At 69.8% G+C, this 14842-nt stretch carries 16 protein-coding genes and 1 tRNA gene; 9 read left to right on the forward strand and 8 right to left on the reverse strand.

Translation table 11 applies throughout. The features are described from left to right. Positions 1-227: 227 nt before the first annotated feature. Both ABD240_RS08025 and ABD240_RS08030 read left to right on the forward strand, forming a co-directional pair. Entirely contained in the window at positions 228-1160 is a 933-nt protein-coding gene (locus ABD240_RS08025; protein WP_344336812.1) for a hypothetical protein, read from the forward strand. 264 nt (positions 1161-1424) lie between these two features. Continuing rightward, positions 1425-1793: a helix-turn-helix domain-containing protein gene (locus ABD240_RS08030; RefSeq protein WP_291793357.1), complete on the forward strand. Its 369-nt coding sequence runs from the start codon at positions 1425-1427 to the stop codon at positions 1791-1793. 119 nt (positions 1794-1912) lie between these two features. Here the strand turns inward: ABD240_RS08030 and ABD240_RS08035 are convergent, their stop codons facing one another. The 4 genes from ABD240_RS08035 to ABD240_RS08050 all read right to left on the reverse strand — a co-directional run bounded on the left by ABD240_RS08035 (position 1913) and on the right by ABD240_RS08050 (position 6522). Next, positions 1913-2509 carry a ClpP family protease gene (locus ABD240_RS08035; protein ID WP_291793354.1) on the reverse strand — a complete coding sequence of 199 codons (597 nt, stop codon included), beginning with the start codon at positions 2507-2509 and terminating at the stop codon, positions 1913-1915. Further along, positions 2506-3171, reverse strand: a complete 666-nt coding sequence (locus ABD240_RS08040; protein ID WP_344336815.1) for a ClpP family protease — start codon at positions 3169-3171, stop codon at positions 2506-2508. Before ABD240_RS08040 ends, ABD240_RS08035 begins: the two co-directional genes overlap by 4 nt. Positions 3172-3264: 93 nt before the next feature. Continuing rightward, entirely contained in the window at positions 3265-4869 is a 1605-nt protein-coding gene (locus ABD240_RS08045) for an Ig-like domain-containing protein (protein ID WP_344336817.1), read from the reverse strand. A gap of 237 nt (positions 4870-5106) precedes the next feature. Then, positions 5107-6522: an MFS transporter gene (locus ABD240_RS08050; RefSeq protein WP_344336819.1), complete on the reverse strand. Its 1416-nt coding sequence runs from the start codon at positions 6520-6522 to the stop codon at positions 5107-5109. A gap of 129 nt (positions 6523-6651) precedes the next feature. Between ABD240_RS08050 and ABD240_RS08055 the strand changes: the two genes are divergently transcribed. Both ABD240_RS08055 and ABD240_RS08060 read left to right on the forward strand, forming a co-directional pair. Beyond that, a tRNA-Ser gene (locus ABD240_RS08055) sits at positions 6652-6736 on the forward strand. Positions 6737-6923: 187 nt separating this feature from the next. Beyond that, positions 6924-7298 (forward strand): hypothetical protein, encoded by a 375-nt coding sequence (locus tag ABD240_RS08060; RefSeq protein ID WP_344336821.1) that lies wholly within the window; start codon positions 6924-6926, stop codon positions 7296-7298. A gap of 237 nt (positions 7299-7535) precedes the next feature. On the opposite strand, the gene ABD240_RS08065 is transcribed toward ABD240_RS08060, so the two are convergent. The 4 genes from ABD240_RS08065 to ABD240_RS08080 all read right to left on the reverse strand — a co-directional run bounded on the left by ABD240_RS08065 (position 7536) and on the right by ABD240_RS08080 (position 10483). Further along, positions 7536-7946, reverse strand: coding sequence for an RNHCP domain-containing protein (locus ABD240_RS08065; protein WP_291798621.1), 411 nt, complete (start codon positions 7944-7946; stop codon positions 7536-7538). A gap of 22 nt (positions 7947-7968) precedes the next feature. Continuing rightward, positions 7969-8340 carry an RNHCP domain-containing protein gene (locus ABD240_RS08070; protein ID WP_291798625.1) on the reverse strand — a complete coding sequence of 124 codons (372 nt, stop codon included), beginning with the start codon at positions 8338-8340 and terminating at the stop codon, positions 7969-7971. Positions 8341-8678: 338 nt separating this feature from the next. After that, on the reverse strand, positions 8679-9908 hold the full coding sequence (locus tag ABD240_RS08075) for a DUF3137 domain-containing protein (RefSeq protein WP_344336824.1): 1230 nt from the start codon (positions 9906-9908) through the stop codon (positions 8679-8681). Continuing rightward, on the reverse strand, positions 9905-10483 hold the full coding sequence (locus ABD240_RS08080) for a LemA family protein (RefSeq protein ID WP_291798630.1): 579 nt from the start codon (positions 10481-10483) through the stop codon (positions 9905-9907). The genes ABD240_RS08075 and ABD240_RS08080 overlap by 4 nt, the downstream gene beginning before the upstream one ends. A 211-nt stretch (positions 10484-10694) precedes the next feature. On the opposite strand from ABD240_RS08080, the gene ABD240_RS08085 reads away from it, so the two are divergent. From ABD240_RS08085 to ABD240_RS08105, 5 genes are all read left to right on the forward strand, one after another. Further along, positions 10695-11327 carry a hypothetical protein gene (locus ABD240_RS08085; RefSeq protein ID WP_344336826.1) on the forward strand — a complete coding sequence of 211 codons (633 nt, stop codon included), beginning with the start codon at positions 10695-10697 and terminating at the stop codon, positions 11325-11327. Between the two features lie 344 nt (positions 11328-11671). Beyond that, positions 11672-12163, forward strand: a complete 492-nt coding sequence (locus ABD240_RS08090) for a hypothetical protein (RefSeq protein ID WP_344336828.1) — start codon at positions 11672-11674, stop codon at positions 12161-12163. A gap of 148 nt (positions 12164-12311) precedes the next feature. After that, on the forward strand, positions 12312-12932 hold the full coding sequence (locus ABD240_RS08095) for a GNAT family N-acetyltransferase (RefSeq protein ID WP_344336829.1): 621 nt from the start codon (positions 12312-12314) through the stop codon (positions 12930-12932). A gap of 458 nt (positions 12933-13390) precedes the next feature. After that, the gene (locus tag ABD240_RS08100) at positions 13391-13783 is read left to right on the forward strand and encodes a hypothetical protein (protein ID WP_291798642.1); all 393 of its coding nucleotides are present in this window, start codon (positions 13391-13393) and stop codon (positions 13781-13783) included. 146 nt (positions 13784-13929) lie between these two features. Further along, positions 13930-14622 (forward strand): GNAT family N-acetyltransferase, encoded by a 693-nt coding sequence (locus ABD240_RS08105; protein WP_344336831.1) that lies wholly within the window; start codon positions 13930-13932, stop codon positions 14620-14622. Positions 14623-14842: the final 220 nt, after the last annotated feature.

Consider the following 14842-nt stretch of genomic DNA (forward strand, 5'->3'; position numbering starts at 1 on the left):
CGGCGCACGATGCCGGGCAGAGGTCCGGAGCAGAGCCCGAGGCAGGGGCAGGGGTGTGCGGGATGGGAGCGCGGAGGTACGAATGTGCGTGGCGGGCGTATATGAGGCAGAGGTGCAGGGTCTCACGTAGATTGGGGAGAGGAACGGCAGTTCCGTGCGGGGTCATGACAGGTGCGTGACCCTGGCGCACACTTCCCCCTCCGTCCCGATGAGCAGGAGTCACAGCCATGTCCTCAGCGCGCAGATGGACCGGCGGCATCGTCGCCGCGATCGCAGGCATCACCCTGGTGATGGGCGCGGCGCCCGCACAGGCGCACGAGAAGCCCGGCGCATTGACCGCCCGGGTCACGGATCTGCAGCCGGGCGCGGCAGACCTGAGCTCTGACGCGGGCGGCGCGGGGAACGACGGCTCGGGGAATGGGAACTCGGGGAACGGCGACGGCTCGGAGAGCGAGGCGGCCGGGAAGGACAGCACGGGGGCTGGAAGCGAGTCTGCACAGGTGGGCAGTGCGAAGGCCGGACTGGGCGCTTCGGATCCCGCCCCCACGCAGACGCCCAAGAAGACACAGCCCAAGAAGAAGACCCTCTACTGCTCGTACCTGGACGGCAGGAAGGGTGTGAAGGCTCAGCAGGTCATCGAAGTGCGCCAGACCTCCACCTCCAGGGCAGACGTCTACCTCTGCAGCAGGAAGGGGGATCGCTACGTGCGCGACAACACCTCCTACACCGGCCACCTCGGCTACAACGGCGTCACGTCCAAGAAGCGCGAAGGCGATGGGAAGACCCCCGCCGGCGTCTTCTGGATGCGTGGCGGATTCGGCACCAGCAAGAACCCCGGTCTCGACCACCAGAAGTGGACGACGGTGACCAAGGACCACGTGTGGGTGGACGGCAAGGCCTCCAAGGCGCAGGGCTACAACACCATGCAGCGCAGGTCGAAGGGATACCGGGGTGAGGCCCTCCACCAGACCGGCCCGTACAAGTACGCGCAGGTGATCGGCTACAACGAGGAGCGCACCCCGGGCAAGGGCTCGGCCATATTCCTCCACAAGCACACCGCTTCCGGCACCACCGCGGGATGTGTCTCGCTCAGTGAGAAGAGTCTGGTGAAGACGCTGAAGTGGCAGAAGTCCGCTGATGTGCAGATGGTCATCCACTGACCGTCGGCCACCCGCCGTGCCTCATCCTCGTGCTTCACGTGGAACATCCGCCCGGCCTGCGCCTCCACGGGACAGCTCTCGCATGCCGGACGCCCCTCGCTTCTGCCCCATGACGACCGAGCTGAATGCCCACCGGAGAGAAGCAGCCGGAGAGCGCTGAGGACAGGTCCCGATGCCGCCTTCCCCGTGGGCGGCGTCTGCGAGGCGTTCTGCTGTGAGCAGATGCGCTGGTCCTGCGATGACCGGCCTGCCTAGGCTGACGGCATGGAGGAGACAGCACTGCTTCGAGAGACACTCGGCCGAGTCATGCGTCTGCGCCGCATCTCTCTGGGCCTCACCCTCCGGGAGGTCGCGGCCCTGGCCGGAGTCTCCGTCCAGTACCTCTCCGAGGTGGAGCGCGGGCTCAAGGATGCCTCCTCTGAGATGGTGGCGGCGATCGCGGGAGCGCTCCGGCTGACGCTCCCGGAGGTGCTGGTGCTCAGCGCCCAGCTCGCCTCGGCCCATGAGCCGGCTGTCCCGCACACCCCTGCCGTCCCACACGCTGCGCACTCCGCGCACGGCATCACGCACAGTGCGGGCGGTACTGGTGCATACAGCGGAGCAGCTCAGGCCACACTCGCGCTCGCCGCCTGAGCGCGCCAGGCCGGACTCGGCCGCCACGCTTGAGCCCCCGGGCGGATCCCGCCTGCCTCACCTATCCGGCCCTCCCCACCCCTCCGGACTGACCCGCCGGCCCGGCCCATGCGCCCATCTCACATGTCCCGCTGCTCCACGACGGCGTCCGCCATGCCGAACTCCACCGCCTGCCGGGCCGTGAGCACGAGGTCCCGGTCCAGGTCTCGGCGGAGCTGGTCCACACTGCGCCCCGAATGCCGGTGCAGGATCTCCTCGACGGCGCTGCGCTGGCGCACCACCTCGTCCGCGGCGACGATGAGGTCCGGGATCGCGGCCCGGCCTCCCTCCACCTGCGGCTGCCGGAGCACCAGACGCGCATGCGGGAGCATGGTGCGGTGACCGTGGGCTCCGGCGGCCAGCAGCACCGCGGCATCCGCGGCGGCCTGGCCCACGCAGATGGTGGCGACCGGAGCGGAGATGTACTGCAGGGTGTCGTAGATGCCCAGCATCGCCGTGAGCGAGCCGCCCGGCGAGTTGATGTAGAGGCTGATCGGCAGCTCCTGCGACTCCGCGTCCAGGTGCAGCAGCTGGGCGATGACGGTGGTCGCCACGCCGTCGTCGATGCCGGTGCCTATGCTGACGATCCGGCTGCTCAGCAGCCGCGAGTAGATGTCGACGATGCGCTCGCCCCCGGAGTCCCGGGTGACGACATTGGGGATCGTGTACTGGCTCATGCGTGCTGTCCTTCCATTGAGATCCCAGCCGCCTGCGGCCTGGGCGCGAGCAGCTGTCCGGGCGCTGTCACCACGGCGTCCGCGAGGCCGTAGTCGATGGCCTGCTGCGCGGAGAACCAGCGGTCGCGCAGCGAGTCCTCGAACACCTGCGCGTAGGTTCTGCCGGTGAGGGCGGCGATGCGGCCCAGGACGGTGTCGCGAACCTGGCGGAGGTCGTCGGCCTGCAGCTCCACGTCTGCCGCCGTGCCGCCGATCCCGGAGGAGCCCTGGTGGAGGAGGACCTTGGCGTGGGGCAGTACGAGGCGTTTGCCCGGTGTGCCTGCGGAGAGGACGAACTGTCCCGCCGAGGCCGCCCAGCCGAAGGCGATGGTGGCCACGTCGCACGGGATCACCTCGATGGTGTCTGCGATGGCGAGCATCATGGGCACCGAGCCGCCGGGGGAGTTGATCCACACGTGGATGTCCTGGTGCGGGTCCTCGTCCGCGAGCAGGTGCAGCGCGGCGATGATCTCCATGCCGGAGTCGTCGTCGAGTTCGCCGTTGAACAGCACGGCCCGTCGCTGCCGCAGGAGGTGGGGGAGAAGGGATCCGGGGCGGGCGGCCTCGGGCGCGGTGTCCGAGGCGGAGAGGGTGCCGGGAGGTTCCGTGAGTGCGTGAGTCATGTGCCCAGCCTGGCGGCGGCCAGGCCGGCGCGGAACGCAGATCCGCCCGGAGCAGAGCGGATCTGCTCCGGGCGGAACCCGTGGCCGGCCGCCTCAGTTCAGGGCGGAGAGCTCCTGCCACTCGTCCCAGGTGTAGACCCAGTCGGAGATGTCGGAGTGGTTGGTCGTGAGATCCACCGAGGAGCCCGTGATCTCCACGGGATCGCCGTAGAGGGCCATGTCGTAGTACTCCTTGGCCCGCTCAGTGGAGAGGTTGATGCAGCCGTGCGAGACGTTGGCGCTGCCCTGGGAGCCCACGGACCACGGCGCGGCGTGGACGAACTCGCCGTTGTTGTGGATGCGCACGGCCCAGTCAGTGGGGGTCTCGTAGTCCCACTGCTCGGAGGTCATGACGTAGTGCGCGTGCTTCTCCATGACGACGTGCGTGCCGTTGTAGGAGGGAGCCTGCGGGGACCCCAGTGAGGTGGGCCAGTCCGCGATCTCCTTGCCGTCGCGCTCGATCTTCATGCGGTGGGTCTGAGCGTCTGCGGTGACGCGCTGGTCGCGGCCCACCTGGAAGTCCAGGGCGACGTCCTCCTTGCCGTACCAGCGGTCCGAGTACTCCACGTCCTTCAGCGGCAGATTCACGGAGACCTCGACGTTCGCCGGCCAGAACTCCTTGGGGCGGTAGTGCACGCGGCTGATGCCGTCCGTGTCGTAGAGCCAGGCCCAGGATCCCTCGACCTCCTGGGTCTCACCGTCCTCGTCCGTGACCTCGACGCTGAGACGGGCCTCGATGTCGTCGCGGACCCCCTCCGGGATGGTCGAGTTGAACATCACGATGATGGGCGCGCCCACGCCCACCTCTTCGCCGTCCGTGATGACGGTCTTGGCCGTGAGCTCCTCCACCGCGGTGGTCTCCGGGGTGGTGACGACGCCGGTGGCGGTGTGCTCGCTGCCGTCCGGGGCGACGGTGGTGGCCGTCCACTGGTAGGCCGCGCTCGTCACGAGGTCCACGGAGGAGATCCACTCCGTACCCTGGGGGCCTACGGGTGCGGAGTCGTCCGCGCCCGAGGCCTCGGAGGCATCCGCGGTGGACGCACCGCTCGCCTGCGCGCCGGCGTCCACACTGCCGCCCGCCTCTGCGTCCGCGGTCCCGTCCGCGCTGCCCGCCCCGGTGTCTGAGGAGTCCTCAGTCCCGGAGGTGCTCTCCGCCGCAGGGGTGTCCTCGCCCGCGCCGTCGGTGTCGTCGATCCCTGCGACATCGAAGGTGCCGGTGTCCACGGGGACCGTCTCGTGGTCGACGTCGATGAGCTCCACCTCGGTGAATTCGCCGCCGTCGACCGCCAGCTCGAGCTTCTCCCCGGCGGCGATGTGGACCACGTCCGGGTCCGTGCTGCTTGCGTCGCCGTCCGAGTCCTCGCCTGCGTCCTCGGCATCCGCACTGGATTCCGTGCCGGCCTGCTCCGTGCCGGCCTCGGAGGCGGAGGACTCGCCGGTGTCCGATCCGGCCTGCGGCTGCTCGGCCTCCGCGGTGCCGTCGTCCGTCGTCTCCTCGACGGGCGGGTTGACGACGGTGACGACGGGAGCTGCGGCGGCCTCGGCGGCGGCCCTGTCCGGATCCGAGCCGTCCCGGGTGCTGGGAGCGGACGTGCAGGCAGCGAGGACGAGGGCGCTCGCGCTCAGAGCAGCGAGAGCGGAAAGGGGACGACGGCGCACCGAGAACCTCCGAGTGATGATTCGACTCCCGAGATGGTACGCCGCCTTCGTCACAGTTCTCCGCGCCGCGCGCCCGGTGCAGATCACGGTTCGAGACCGCAACGGCTCCTGACTGTGACGCGGCTCTCACCGGGCTCCCGTGACCAGTGTTTTCGCGGCCTGTGGGACGCTCAGCCCGTTAGCGAATCGTGATGAGGGTGGGGTGAACAGAATGTGCCAAAAGGCCTCGGGCGGGGTTCAGCGAGGGTGCAGGAGACGCACCACCAGAGCGGCGAAGCCGAGGGAGACTGCGACGGTGACCGCTGTGGTCCAGCCGAACGCCAGCGGTATGGGCATGCTGTGCGCGAGCACGGTGAACAGGCTGGAGAGCGTCGCGACCCCCACGCCCATCCCGCCCTGCTGAGCCGTGGCGATGAGACCGCCGGTGAGGCCTGCGACGGAATCCGGCACATGGTTCATGACCACGGAGATGAGGGGGCCGAACATGAGCCCCTGGCCGCCGCCGATGAGGACGGCGGTGAACTGGAACCAGAGGAGGAACGGCTCCGTCTGGGTGAAGGCGAGGGTCGCGAGTGCGGCGAGGCCCAGTGCCTGCGTCCCGGCCCCCAGGATCATCACGCGCGGTCCCATCCGATCCAGCAGGCGCGTGGCGAACAGGGAGACGACGATGAAGGCCCCGCCGTTGACGATGAGGCCGGTGCCCGCTGTGAGCGGCGCGATCCCCAGCCCCTCCTGTGTGAGCACGGCGTAGTTGTACATGAAGGAGGAGAGCATGACGAAGAACAGCAGCGCCAGTGCCATCCCGATGGCCACGGCAGGCACGCGGATGACCGGGAGCGGGAGGATCGCAGGCCGTGCCGCGGCGGAACGGCGGCGGAGGTGGAGGGCGAGGAGCAGCGCGCCCACGGCGGATCCCGCGAGGAGGGCCGCGGTGAGGGCGAGCTGGCCGGGGGAGTCCAGCGGGCGGAGGGGATCCACGGCCGAGGCGTTGGTGAGGCCCGTGATGAAGCACAGGAGGGCGCCGGCCAGGATGACGGAGCCGAGGCCGTCGATGCCCTCGGGTGTGGGCGAACGGGACTCCGCCAGGTAGCCGGATCCGGTCCAGGCGAAGGCGGCGATGACGGCGATGGTCATGAGCGCTCCGCGCCAGGCCAGCTCCGGCGGCAGGAGGCCGATCACCGCGCCGCCCAGCACGTTCCCGCCGATGGTCCCGGACCCGGCGCAGACGCTGTAGAGGCTGATGGCGCGGCTGCGGGCCGCGCCGTGGAGGGTGGCCTGGATGCTGGAGAGGATCTGCGGGGTGGTGAGGGCGGCGGCGCACCCCTGGAGGAGCCGGCCGAGGATGAGCAGCTCCTGGGTGGGGGCCAGGGCCGTGAGGATGGAGGTGACGAGGATGGAGGCGATCCCGATGCGGAAGAGCCGCTTGCGTCCGTAGGTGTCGCCCAGGCGGCCGCAGATGATGAGGCCGGCGGCGAAGGAGACGGAGTAGGCGCCGATGACGAGAGTGGTGCGCGAGGCTGGGAGCTCCAGGGCGACCTGCATGCCGGGGGCGGCGATGTTGGCGACGCTGAAGGTGTACGTCGACAGGAAGGTGGCGACGTACAGCGGCCAGATGCGCGGCTTCTTCCGGCGCGAAAGCGACTCTGCTCCCATGCTCGGACCTTATCGCACGTTCGGTCAGTGTCTTGGTCAGTAGAGGGTTCTTTGCCTTCGGGAGGGTGTGACCCAGCTCGCGCCGGGGTGATTGGCTTTCGGGTGAACGGCTCATGTAGAGTTCTTCTCGGAGGATTCGCCTAGCGGCCTATGGCGCACGCCTGGAACGCGTGTTGGGTTAACGCCCTCAGGGGTTCAAATCCCCTATCCTCCGCAGTTGGAAGCCCCCGGAAAACCGGGGGCTTCCGCTTGTTTCCGGGGTTGTGGGCCTCTCTGCCGAGTCCCGAGGTTCACGCCGATTCACCGTGGTTCACGGGATTGTGTGTGCGCTTCGCCTCGGCACATGCGGTGCTCCGCCGCCCTCCGGGGTTGTGTCCGTGCCTGCCTCTAGCCTCGGCCGCATGACGCTTCACCCGGATCTTGCGCCCCCAACCGGTACCCCTGCGGAACCTGCCATCGCCGTGGACTTCGACAGGGCCGCTGACGTTTCCGGATCAGCCTTCGGCGTCACTCCCGAGGTCCTGATCCTCAATGCCCGTGAGCCCTCGCCCCACGGCGCGCATCGCGCACCGGTGCCGGTGTTCGCGCATGTCGAATGGGAGACGGGCACGGAGGTCATGCAGCTGGCGGCGGTGCAGTACGACATCGCCGCGCAGACGGTGAAGGTGGTCCTCCCCGACCCGCGCTGCAGAGCGCGGTCCGTGTGGCTGGGGATGGGTGACATCCGCATCGACGACGGGCAGGCGGCTCCGCCTCGAACCTGGATCGGCAGCTGATGAACCGGCCTGAGGTGCCCCGGGATCCTTCGTCGCATGCAGCAGAAGCCGCACACGTGTCAGCAGCCACAGGTGTGCGGGCGGAGACAGATCGACTGCGGGCTCGGCTGGGGCGCGCCCGCTGAGTGCTCATCCGAGAGAACGGCGGGACGACAGCGCTGAGAGAACGTGGCCTCAGCGCTGTCGCCCCGGGTTTCCGCTTCCTTCCACATCAGTCGTAGGGCTGTCGGAGTTCACTCACACGGCATACAGAAGCCGACTGGCGTACCGCGGATCAGCCAGAGGCCTGGTGGCGAGCCGGACCAGCGCAAGCGGGTTGTCGTCACCGGCAACTCGATTCGCGCTCAGCTCGCCGCACGATGCGCAGCAGTGGATGATCAGCCATTCGCCGTCCTGGCGCACGGACATGCACAAGGCCTCCATGCGGCCATGGCAGGCCTCGGCCCGGTCGCCTGGAATCCTCTTGTCCACATGCCTGCTCGCCAGGCAGTGCGGGCAATGATTGCGATGGGCGGTTCCAAGGGCAGTCACCGAGACGTCGAGTCGGCAGGACACACAACGGAAGTCGTTGGCCTGGTGTCCTCCACGGGAGTGCAGGACGTCCTTTCGGCGCTGCGGGCTGCGAGTGCGTGCGTTCTTTCGAGACATGGCTGCAGACCTTCCTCACCCTTCACATGGTCCCGAAGGCTTCGAGGGGGAAGGGCGGCTGGGCCAGGGGACGGACCGCCAGGCGCATCAGGATGAGCTGATTGTCGTCGCACCGGGCCGGACTCGAGGTGAGTTCGTCGCAGCGGACGCACCTGTGGATCACCATCCAGTCACCGCTGCGAAGCACGGCGACGGCGATGGGTGACATCTCGCCTTCGCACTCGCCCGGGCCGCCGGCCGCGTGGTCGTGCACATGCTGCGAGCGCAGGCACGAAGGGCAGTGGTTGCGCGGTTCGCCGTCCGGGGCGTACTCGGGCACAGTCAGCCTGCACCAGGTACAGGTGAAAGCGCCGAGGTTGAGAGTAGGGGTTGATTCGGTGGTGCAATCGGACACCGGGGTGCTCCTCACTGGGAAAAAACATAACAGCAAGAGCAGGCCGAGTGGCCCCGTCAGGGAGTGGTCCGACGTCGTATTCGTGACGTGGGCATACTGAAGAACCGAATGTCTCGTCCGGCAGAGTTCAGCTGCGGACGGTCATGCGGAATGGCGAGGCGCACTCAGCGCGAGCCGGAACATCAAACACCTATTTCCAGGACCCGCAAGTCCAGAGAGAATCAACAAGAATTCCATCATGGTACCGGTGGGCGGCATGCCCCTGTCAAAACTTCCGTACCCGGCACCGCCGCGGGCTTCGGCAGGGACGCAGGCGGCTCCGCCTCACTCGTGGTCCCTCACCGTTTCGTCCAGATGCGGGTGTTGAGATCGAAGTGCTCTGCGAGCGACAGGAAGAGGACCAGGTCCTCATAGATCTCCCTGGCGGTGGCCTTCGGATCAGGATCGGCGAAGTCGGCGGAGAAGCGATCGGAATCGGCCACGACGCCCACGTGCATCCGCGTGCCGGTGAAGGACACGGCCACGTGCGGGGAGTCGAGGCGCGCGGCCAGCGTGCTGATCGCGTCCATGAGCTGAGGGGTCAGCAGATAGCGCGCCTCGGCCTGGTCGTTCGTCCAGCAGTGAAAGCGTTCCATGAGCCGGGTGTCCTCGAGCCTCATCGGCTCCAGCCCCTGCCGCGCCGCGCTCTCCTCCGAGAGCGTGCGCAGCGCCAGCGGCTTCTCCGCCCGCGGCAGGAGGTAGGTCCGGGACGTGAACTCCTTGTGGAAGTCCGCGCTGAAGAAGACGAGCGAGGCCCCCAGCGCGGCGTTCACCGATTCGAGTCCCTCCGCCGCCGGGCGCAGTGCCTTCTGCACCTGCTTCCCCACGAGGCCGCCGCCGCTGCGCCCGGGCTGAGCCATCCGGTGCTCGCGCAGCTCGCGTGTGCCCCGTGCCCCGTCCGTCCGCCGGACCTCCCGGGAGAGGCTGCGCTCCTTCCTGGCCCAGGTCTGCTGCCTGCGTGCCTCGTGCGCCCTCTGCCTCTCCCTGCTCTCCGCACTGAGCTCCGGTTCCGAGAGCTCCCACTTCAGATCCCCGAGCATGAAGTCCGTCTGCCCGAACCGTCCGGTGAAGAAGTCCTCCTGCGGCACGGACGCGTCCGTGAGGAATCCGGCGCTGCGCAGCACCCGCTGGGGGACGGCACCGTCAGGCTCATAGCGCGCCTGCAGACGTGCACCGTCCCTCCCGCTCATGCCGGCGGCGAGCTGCTCGAACAGCGGTGCCACCACCTCGGCGGTGTGCCGTGAGGAGGCCCGCGAGTACGTGCGCCACACGGCCAGCGCCGGGAGGCCCAGCAGGAGGACGCCCGCTCCGATCGCCCCGCCGACGATGAGGGCGTCTGCCGATCCCAGCAGGAAGATCCCGCCCAGGATCAGCAGGAGACCCAGCATCATCGACAGCGTCAGCAGACAGCCCAGGGGACTGTTCCTGCGCAGGAGGGCCGACTGCCGCGAGATGTCCGCCGCCGGTGCCTGGACCTGTGCCCAGACCCGCTCGAATTCCGGGGCGTCGATGCGATGCAGTGCGCTCATGAGCCGAGGAACCCTCCCAGGTCGTACTGCTCGCGCTTGACCGCGTTCGTCAGCTCGAACAGCTCGTGGTCGCGGAATCCCAGGAGCCCGGCGACGAGTACGGTGGGGAAGACCTGCCGGCGCGTGTTGTAGTCCGTCGCCGTGCTGTTGTAGACGCGGCGGGCGGCCTGCAGGCGCTCCTCCGTCTCGTTGACGGTCCGCTGCAGCAGCTCGACATTCTGCTGGGTGCGCATCTCCGGATAGGCCTCGACCGCTGCGAGCAGGGACCGCTCGGCGCGCCCGAGGGCCTCGCCCAGCTCGGCCTTCTCCGTGACGCTCAGCTGCTCGATCCCACGCCCGGTGCGCAGGGCGGTGGCCCCGAGCATCATCTCCACCTCCTTCCCGACCGCGCCCGAGGCCGCCTCGGCCTGCGCCTTCACCTGGTCGAAGCGGGTCTCCAGGGCGACGTCGATGCCCCTGAGGGCCTCGTGCGAGCGATTGCGCGCCCGCACGAGGCGGTTGCGGACGGTGATGAGCCAGACGGCGAAGGCGATGATGACGACGCACGCGGCGGTGATGACGGCCCAGGGCGGCATGGGAACCTCTCGGGTCGGGGTCAGGTGCATCCGAGCCGGAGGGACGCGCACCGGTGCGGGACTCTTCCGGAACGGCAAGGTGCCCTAAGCGTACGACATGGGTGCGCGGCAGGCGGTGCGGATGAATTCCCCGGCACGAGGCCTTCCTGCGTGACGCTGCCAGGGGGAACGGGCGCCTCGTACGGGGGCCGCCCGGTGTGAGAATGAGGGCATGGAATGGCCCGCACACCCCACCGAGACATGCCTCGCCCACCTACGCGCAGGCGGGCGAGTGGTGATCCCCGGCTCACGGCTGCGGGGCGTGGCCGCACTCGTGGGCTCTGTCCTGTTCACCGTGGTCTGCGCTTCCCTGCTGGTGTTCTTCCTCAGATCCGCAGTGCTCGCCGCGGACGCGGAGCAGTGGTGGGCGACCCTCCTCCATCCCGTCACCTGGGCGTCGCTGGCGGGCATCGTCTTCTTCGGCCCCGTGGGCGTCCCGCTGCTCATCCGGCGACTGCTGCGACGCGAGGCGCTCGTCCTCTCGCCCCGGGGGCTCAGCGGCTGCCGGTACAGAGACCTCGGCGGCGGGCAGACGGGGGAGGTCCCCTGGTCGGACATCGCAGGGTTCGAAGGTCGCCGCGGACCCAGAGGAGCGGGGTTCACGGTGCAGTACACCCTCACGGCCGAAGGGCAGGCCCGCCTGCAGCGCAGCCTCGCAGCACACGGCACGAGGGCACCTGCGCGCACTGTGTTCACCGTGCGCCCCGGATTCGAAGGCGGCCCGCGCCGGCTCCTCGCGTTCCTCACCGCCGCGCACGCCTCCGCGCTGGCGCAGCCGCCCCGGCAGCACCCGTTCCGTGCATAGGATCCCGTCACGACGGAACCGGAGAACACCGGGCCCGAGGTGCGGGCGGGGAGGGCGGCCGTCCTCGGCGATGTGGGCGGACAGACGCAGGCGCTGCGGGTCGTGCTGGAGGATCTAGGGGTGCGGTTCGAGACCGGAAGCCGCGCCCCGGCGGGTGCGGACTGGGCGTCCGTGGCCCTCGACTGGCCGGAGGACCTCCACGTCGTGCAGGTGAGCGACCTCGTCCATCGCGGACCGGATTCGCCGGGGGCGGTCGTCCTCGCGGACAGGCTGCTGCAACGCGGGGTCTGGACGCAACTGGTGGGCAACCACGAGCAGCTGTACAGCTGTACGTGGACCGGCCGGTGTTCCAGTGGCGTGAGCGGATCGAGGACGGAGCCGCGGCGCTCCTGGCGGACTGGTGGCACAGCGGGCTCATTGTTCCCGCCGCCGCGGTCGAGACGGCGGACGGCGGCGACTGGCTCCTCACCCATGCCGAGGCCCGCGCGGATGGCGCGCTGTGGTTCCCCGGCGAGATGCTCACGGGCGTCGACGACATCTGCGCGGGCCCCGTCTGGGCGTCGTCGGCGCGGGAGGTCTATCCCTCCTGGCTGCGCGCGCAGGCGCCCATGCCCTTCCACCAGGCGCACGGGCACTCGACCGCGCTGGCCTGGGACCGCGGTCTGTGGTGGGCGGAGACGTGGGTGCGTCCGTCGCTCACCGTCCACGCGGATCTGCGCCACATCGTCTTCCGGGCAGGCGGGCGGAGCATCGTGGGGATCGACCCGGGCCACGGCGTCAGTCCTGCGCCGGTCTACGCCCCGCTCGTCCTCGCGGACGGGGTGGTGCGCGTCTGAGGGCGGGGGCAGAGGACGACGGAGAGCACGGGCGCGACGGTGGCCTTCTCGCCGCCTCCGGCGCCTTTGACGCCGGGCCCGGCCGCCGGAGAGAATTCGTCCCGACAGCGCTCCCGGAGCGCACTCGCAGATGGAGGCAGCGCTCGCCATGATCCCCGTTCGGCCCGGTCCCGATCAGATCGTCCACCTCGTCGAGGCCGAACTCGAGGACGCCGCCGCCGTCCTCGCCGTTGCCTTCCACGACTACGCCTGGACGCGCTGGGTGATTCCGGAGGACGGCTACGGAAAGCGTCTCAGACAGCTGCAGCGGCTCTACCTCGCGCATGCCCTCGGGCACGGGAGCGTGCTGCGGACGGCGGACTTCTCTGGAGTCGTCGCTCTGCTGCCCGTCGCCGCCCCGGAGCCCGCGCCGGAGGTGTATGAGCGCATCCGCGCGCTGCACGGAGATCGCCTCGGACGCCTCGGCGGCGTCGAGTCCCCTGAACCGGAGCTCCCGGCCGCACAGGCCCTGGCTGCCCCGCTCCCCGCCGCGGACTGGACCCTGGAGACGGTGGGCGTACTCTCGTCCGCACAGGGCAGGGGCCTCGGCGGAAGACTCGTGGACGCCGGTCTCAGAACTGCGCAGGCGCGCGGCGCCTCGGCGGTCGGGCTGGAGACCTCCGACGAGCGCAATGTCGCGCTCTACCGGCGGCACGGTTTCGAGGTGGTCGCGCATCAGCGTCCGGAGTGCGGCCCGCAGATCTGGACCCTGCGCGCTGAGATCCCCTGAGCCGCAGCTCGCCTGGACCCGGAAGCCCCTGAGCCTGGAGCGCCTCGTGAGCCGCAGGGCGCCTGCGCGGCCCTATGCTTGCCTCCACTGGGCGTCAGACGCCAGGTGTCCGTGAGTCCCTCAGATCCGCCTTCCCCGCAGGCCCAGCCAGCCCTTCCGGCAGCGGAGCTCGCGGTGGCCGCGCTCGGCCTCTGCGCGCATCCTGCTGTGGTGAATGCGCAGCAGAGCGGCGTCGTGGGCGGCACCGCCAGTGCCTACTTCATAGGCGTCGCGGGTTTCTTCAGCGCAGCCCTCGCCGCTCACCGACTCCTCCGCCGCTGCGTGCTTCCGCGCCCGCCGGTGAGCTCTCCAGAAGCCCAGCTCGCGACCGCCGGCGAGCCCACCAAGTGCTGCGGGTATGTGCTGCCGTCACGAGTCTCGCGGCGATGGTGCTCATGGGGTTCCGATCCCGCTGGGCGATGGGACTATCCAGGACAGAGGCACAGACGGCGAGCTTCCTCGACCACGTGCTCGATCTCGCTGTGATCGCCGTCTTCTCCGCCGCGCTGTACTGGTCGCCGCACGCCAGGCCGGTGTCATGTTCGCGCCGCGGCAACGTCATCTCCCAGCTACGCGGCGCAGTGGTGTTCGGCTGCCTCTGGATCACGGTCGCACTCATGCAGCTCATGGCCTACGGCATCCCCTACCCGGACGGCCTCGGCGTCGGCGGGACGCTGCTCATCGCACTGCTCGGCCTCGTCTGGCCGTTCACCGTGGCACTCATGGCACTGGCGACTGTGGAGATCTCGCGGGATCGCCGGGCCTCACAGCGGGGAGGCCCGTCCCTCGCGCAGGCGCCCGAGGCCGGCTGATCTTGCCCGAGGCAGTCTGAGCACATCCGGTGCGGTGCCACAGGGCAGCGTGCGGTGTGGCACCGCATGTCGGCAGAGCCCCGGGCGGAGCGACCGTTCTGCTACCGTCACCGGTGCTCATTCCCGCTGCGGAGAGGAAGTCCCCCGTGCCCGGCATCGCCCACGGAGTCGCACCGACTGCTCACGCAGTGACGCGCTGCGCTCCCGCCGCTCCGACCCCTGCCGCCCCCGATCCCGGCAGGGCGACTCCCGTTCCCGGCTCGCCCGCCGTTGCCGCCGCTCCCGCGAACGGCCCGGGCACAGCGGAACTGTCCTCGGCCGCGGGCGCGGGGGACGGGCCGGGGAGCGCTCGCACGGCACTCCGCGTGGTGACGGTGAGCGCGCGCGACCCCCTGGCAGCGCCCTTGCTGACCGATCTGGGCCGCGAGTACGACGAGCGCTATGCGGACATGCGGGTGAGCGGGGACGGGATCAAGGAGATCGACCGGTACCCGGCCGGGGCCTTCGATCCGCCCCACGGCTGCTTCCTCCTGCTGCTCGAGGGCGATGTGCCCGTCTCCGGCGGCGCGTTCATGCGCTATGACGAAGCGACTGCGGAGCTCAAGCGCATCTGGACCAGCGCCGATCACCGGGGCCGGGGCTTGGGCCGGCGGATCCTCGCTGAGCTCGAGCATCGCGCCGCTGCCCAGGGATACACGCGCGCCTTCCTCACGACCGGCCCGCGTCAGCCCGAGGCGGTGGCGCTGTACCTGCGCAGCGGATACACGCCTCTCTACGACCGTTCGCTGCCTCCCGAGGAAGTGGGCATGCACCCCTTCGCGAAGTCGCTGCGGGACTGAGGCAGGTGCACCGCGGCCAAGGTGCCTGCCGTGCAGCGCGGCGGAGTAGCCCGCCGGCTCACCCGGTGGCTTGCAGGCAGGTTCGCCCGGCGGCCGGTCGTGAGGTGCCCGCAGCTTTCTCGCTGAGCAGGGGTGCATTCGGCGCCGGCAGGCGCACACTGTGGGCTCTTGGGACATTGGGTGGGGGTCATGGGGTGAGTCCGCCGGCGGCGAGGAGCAC

The sequence above is a fragment of the Brevibacterium salitolerans genome, from assembly GCF_039531405.1.
In the GTDB taxonomy this organism is placed as follows: Bacteria; Actinomycetota; Actinomycetes; order Actinomycetales; family Brevibacteriaceae; genus Brevibacterium; species Brevibacterium salitolerans.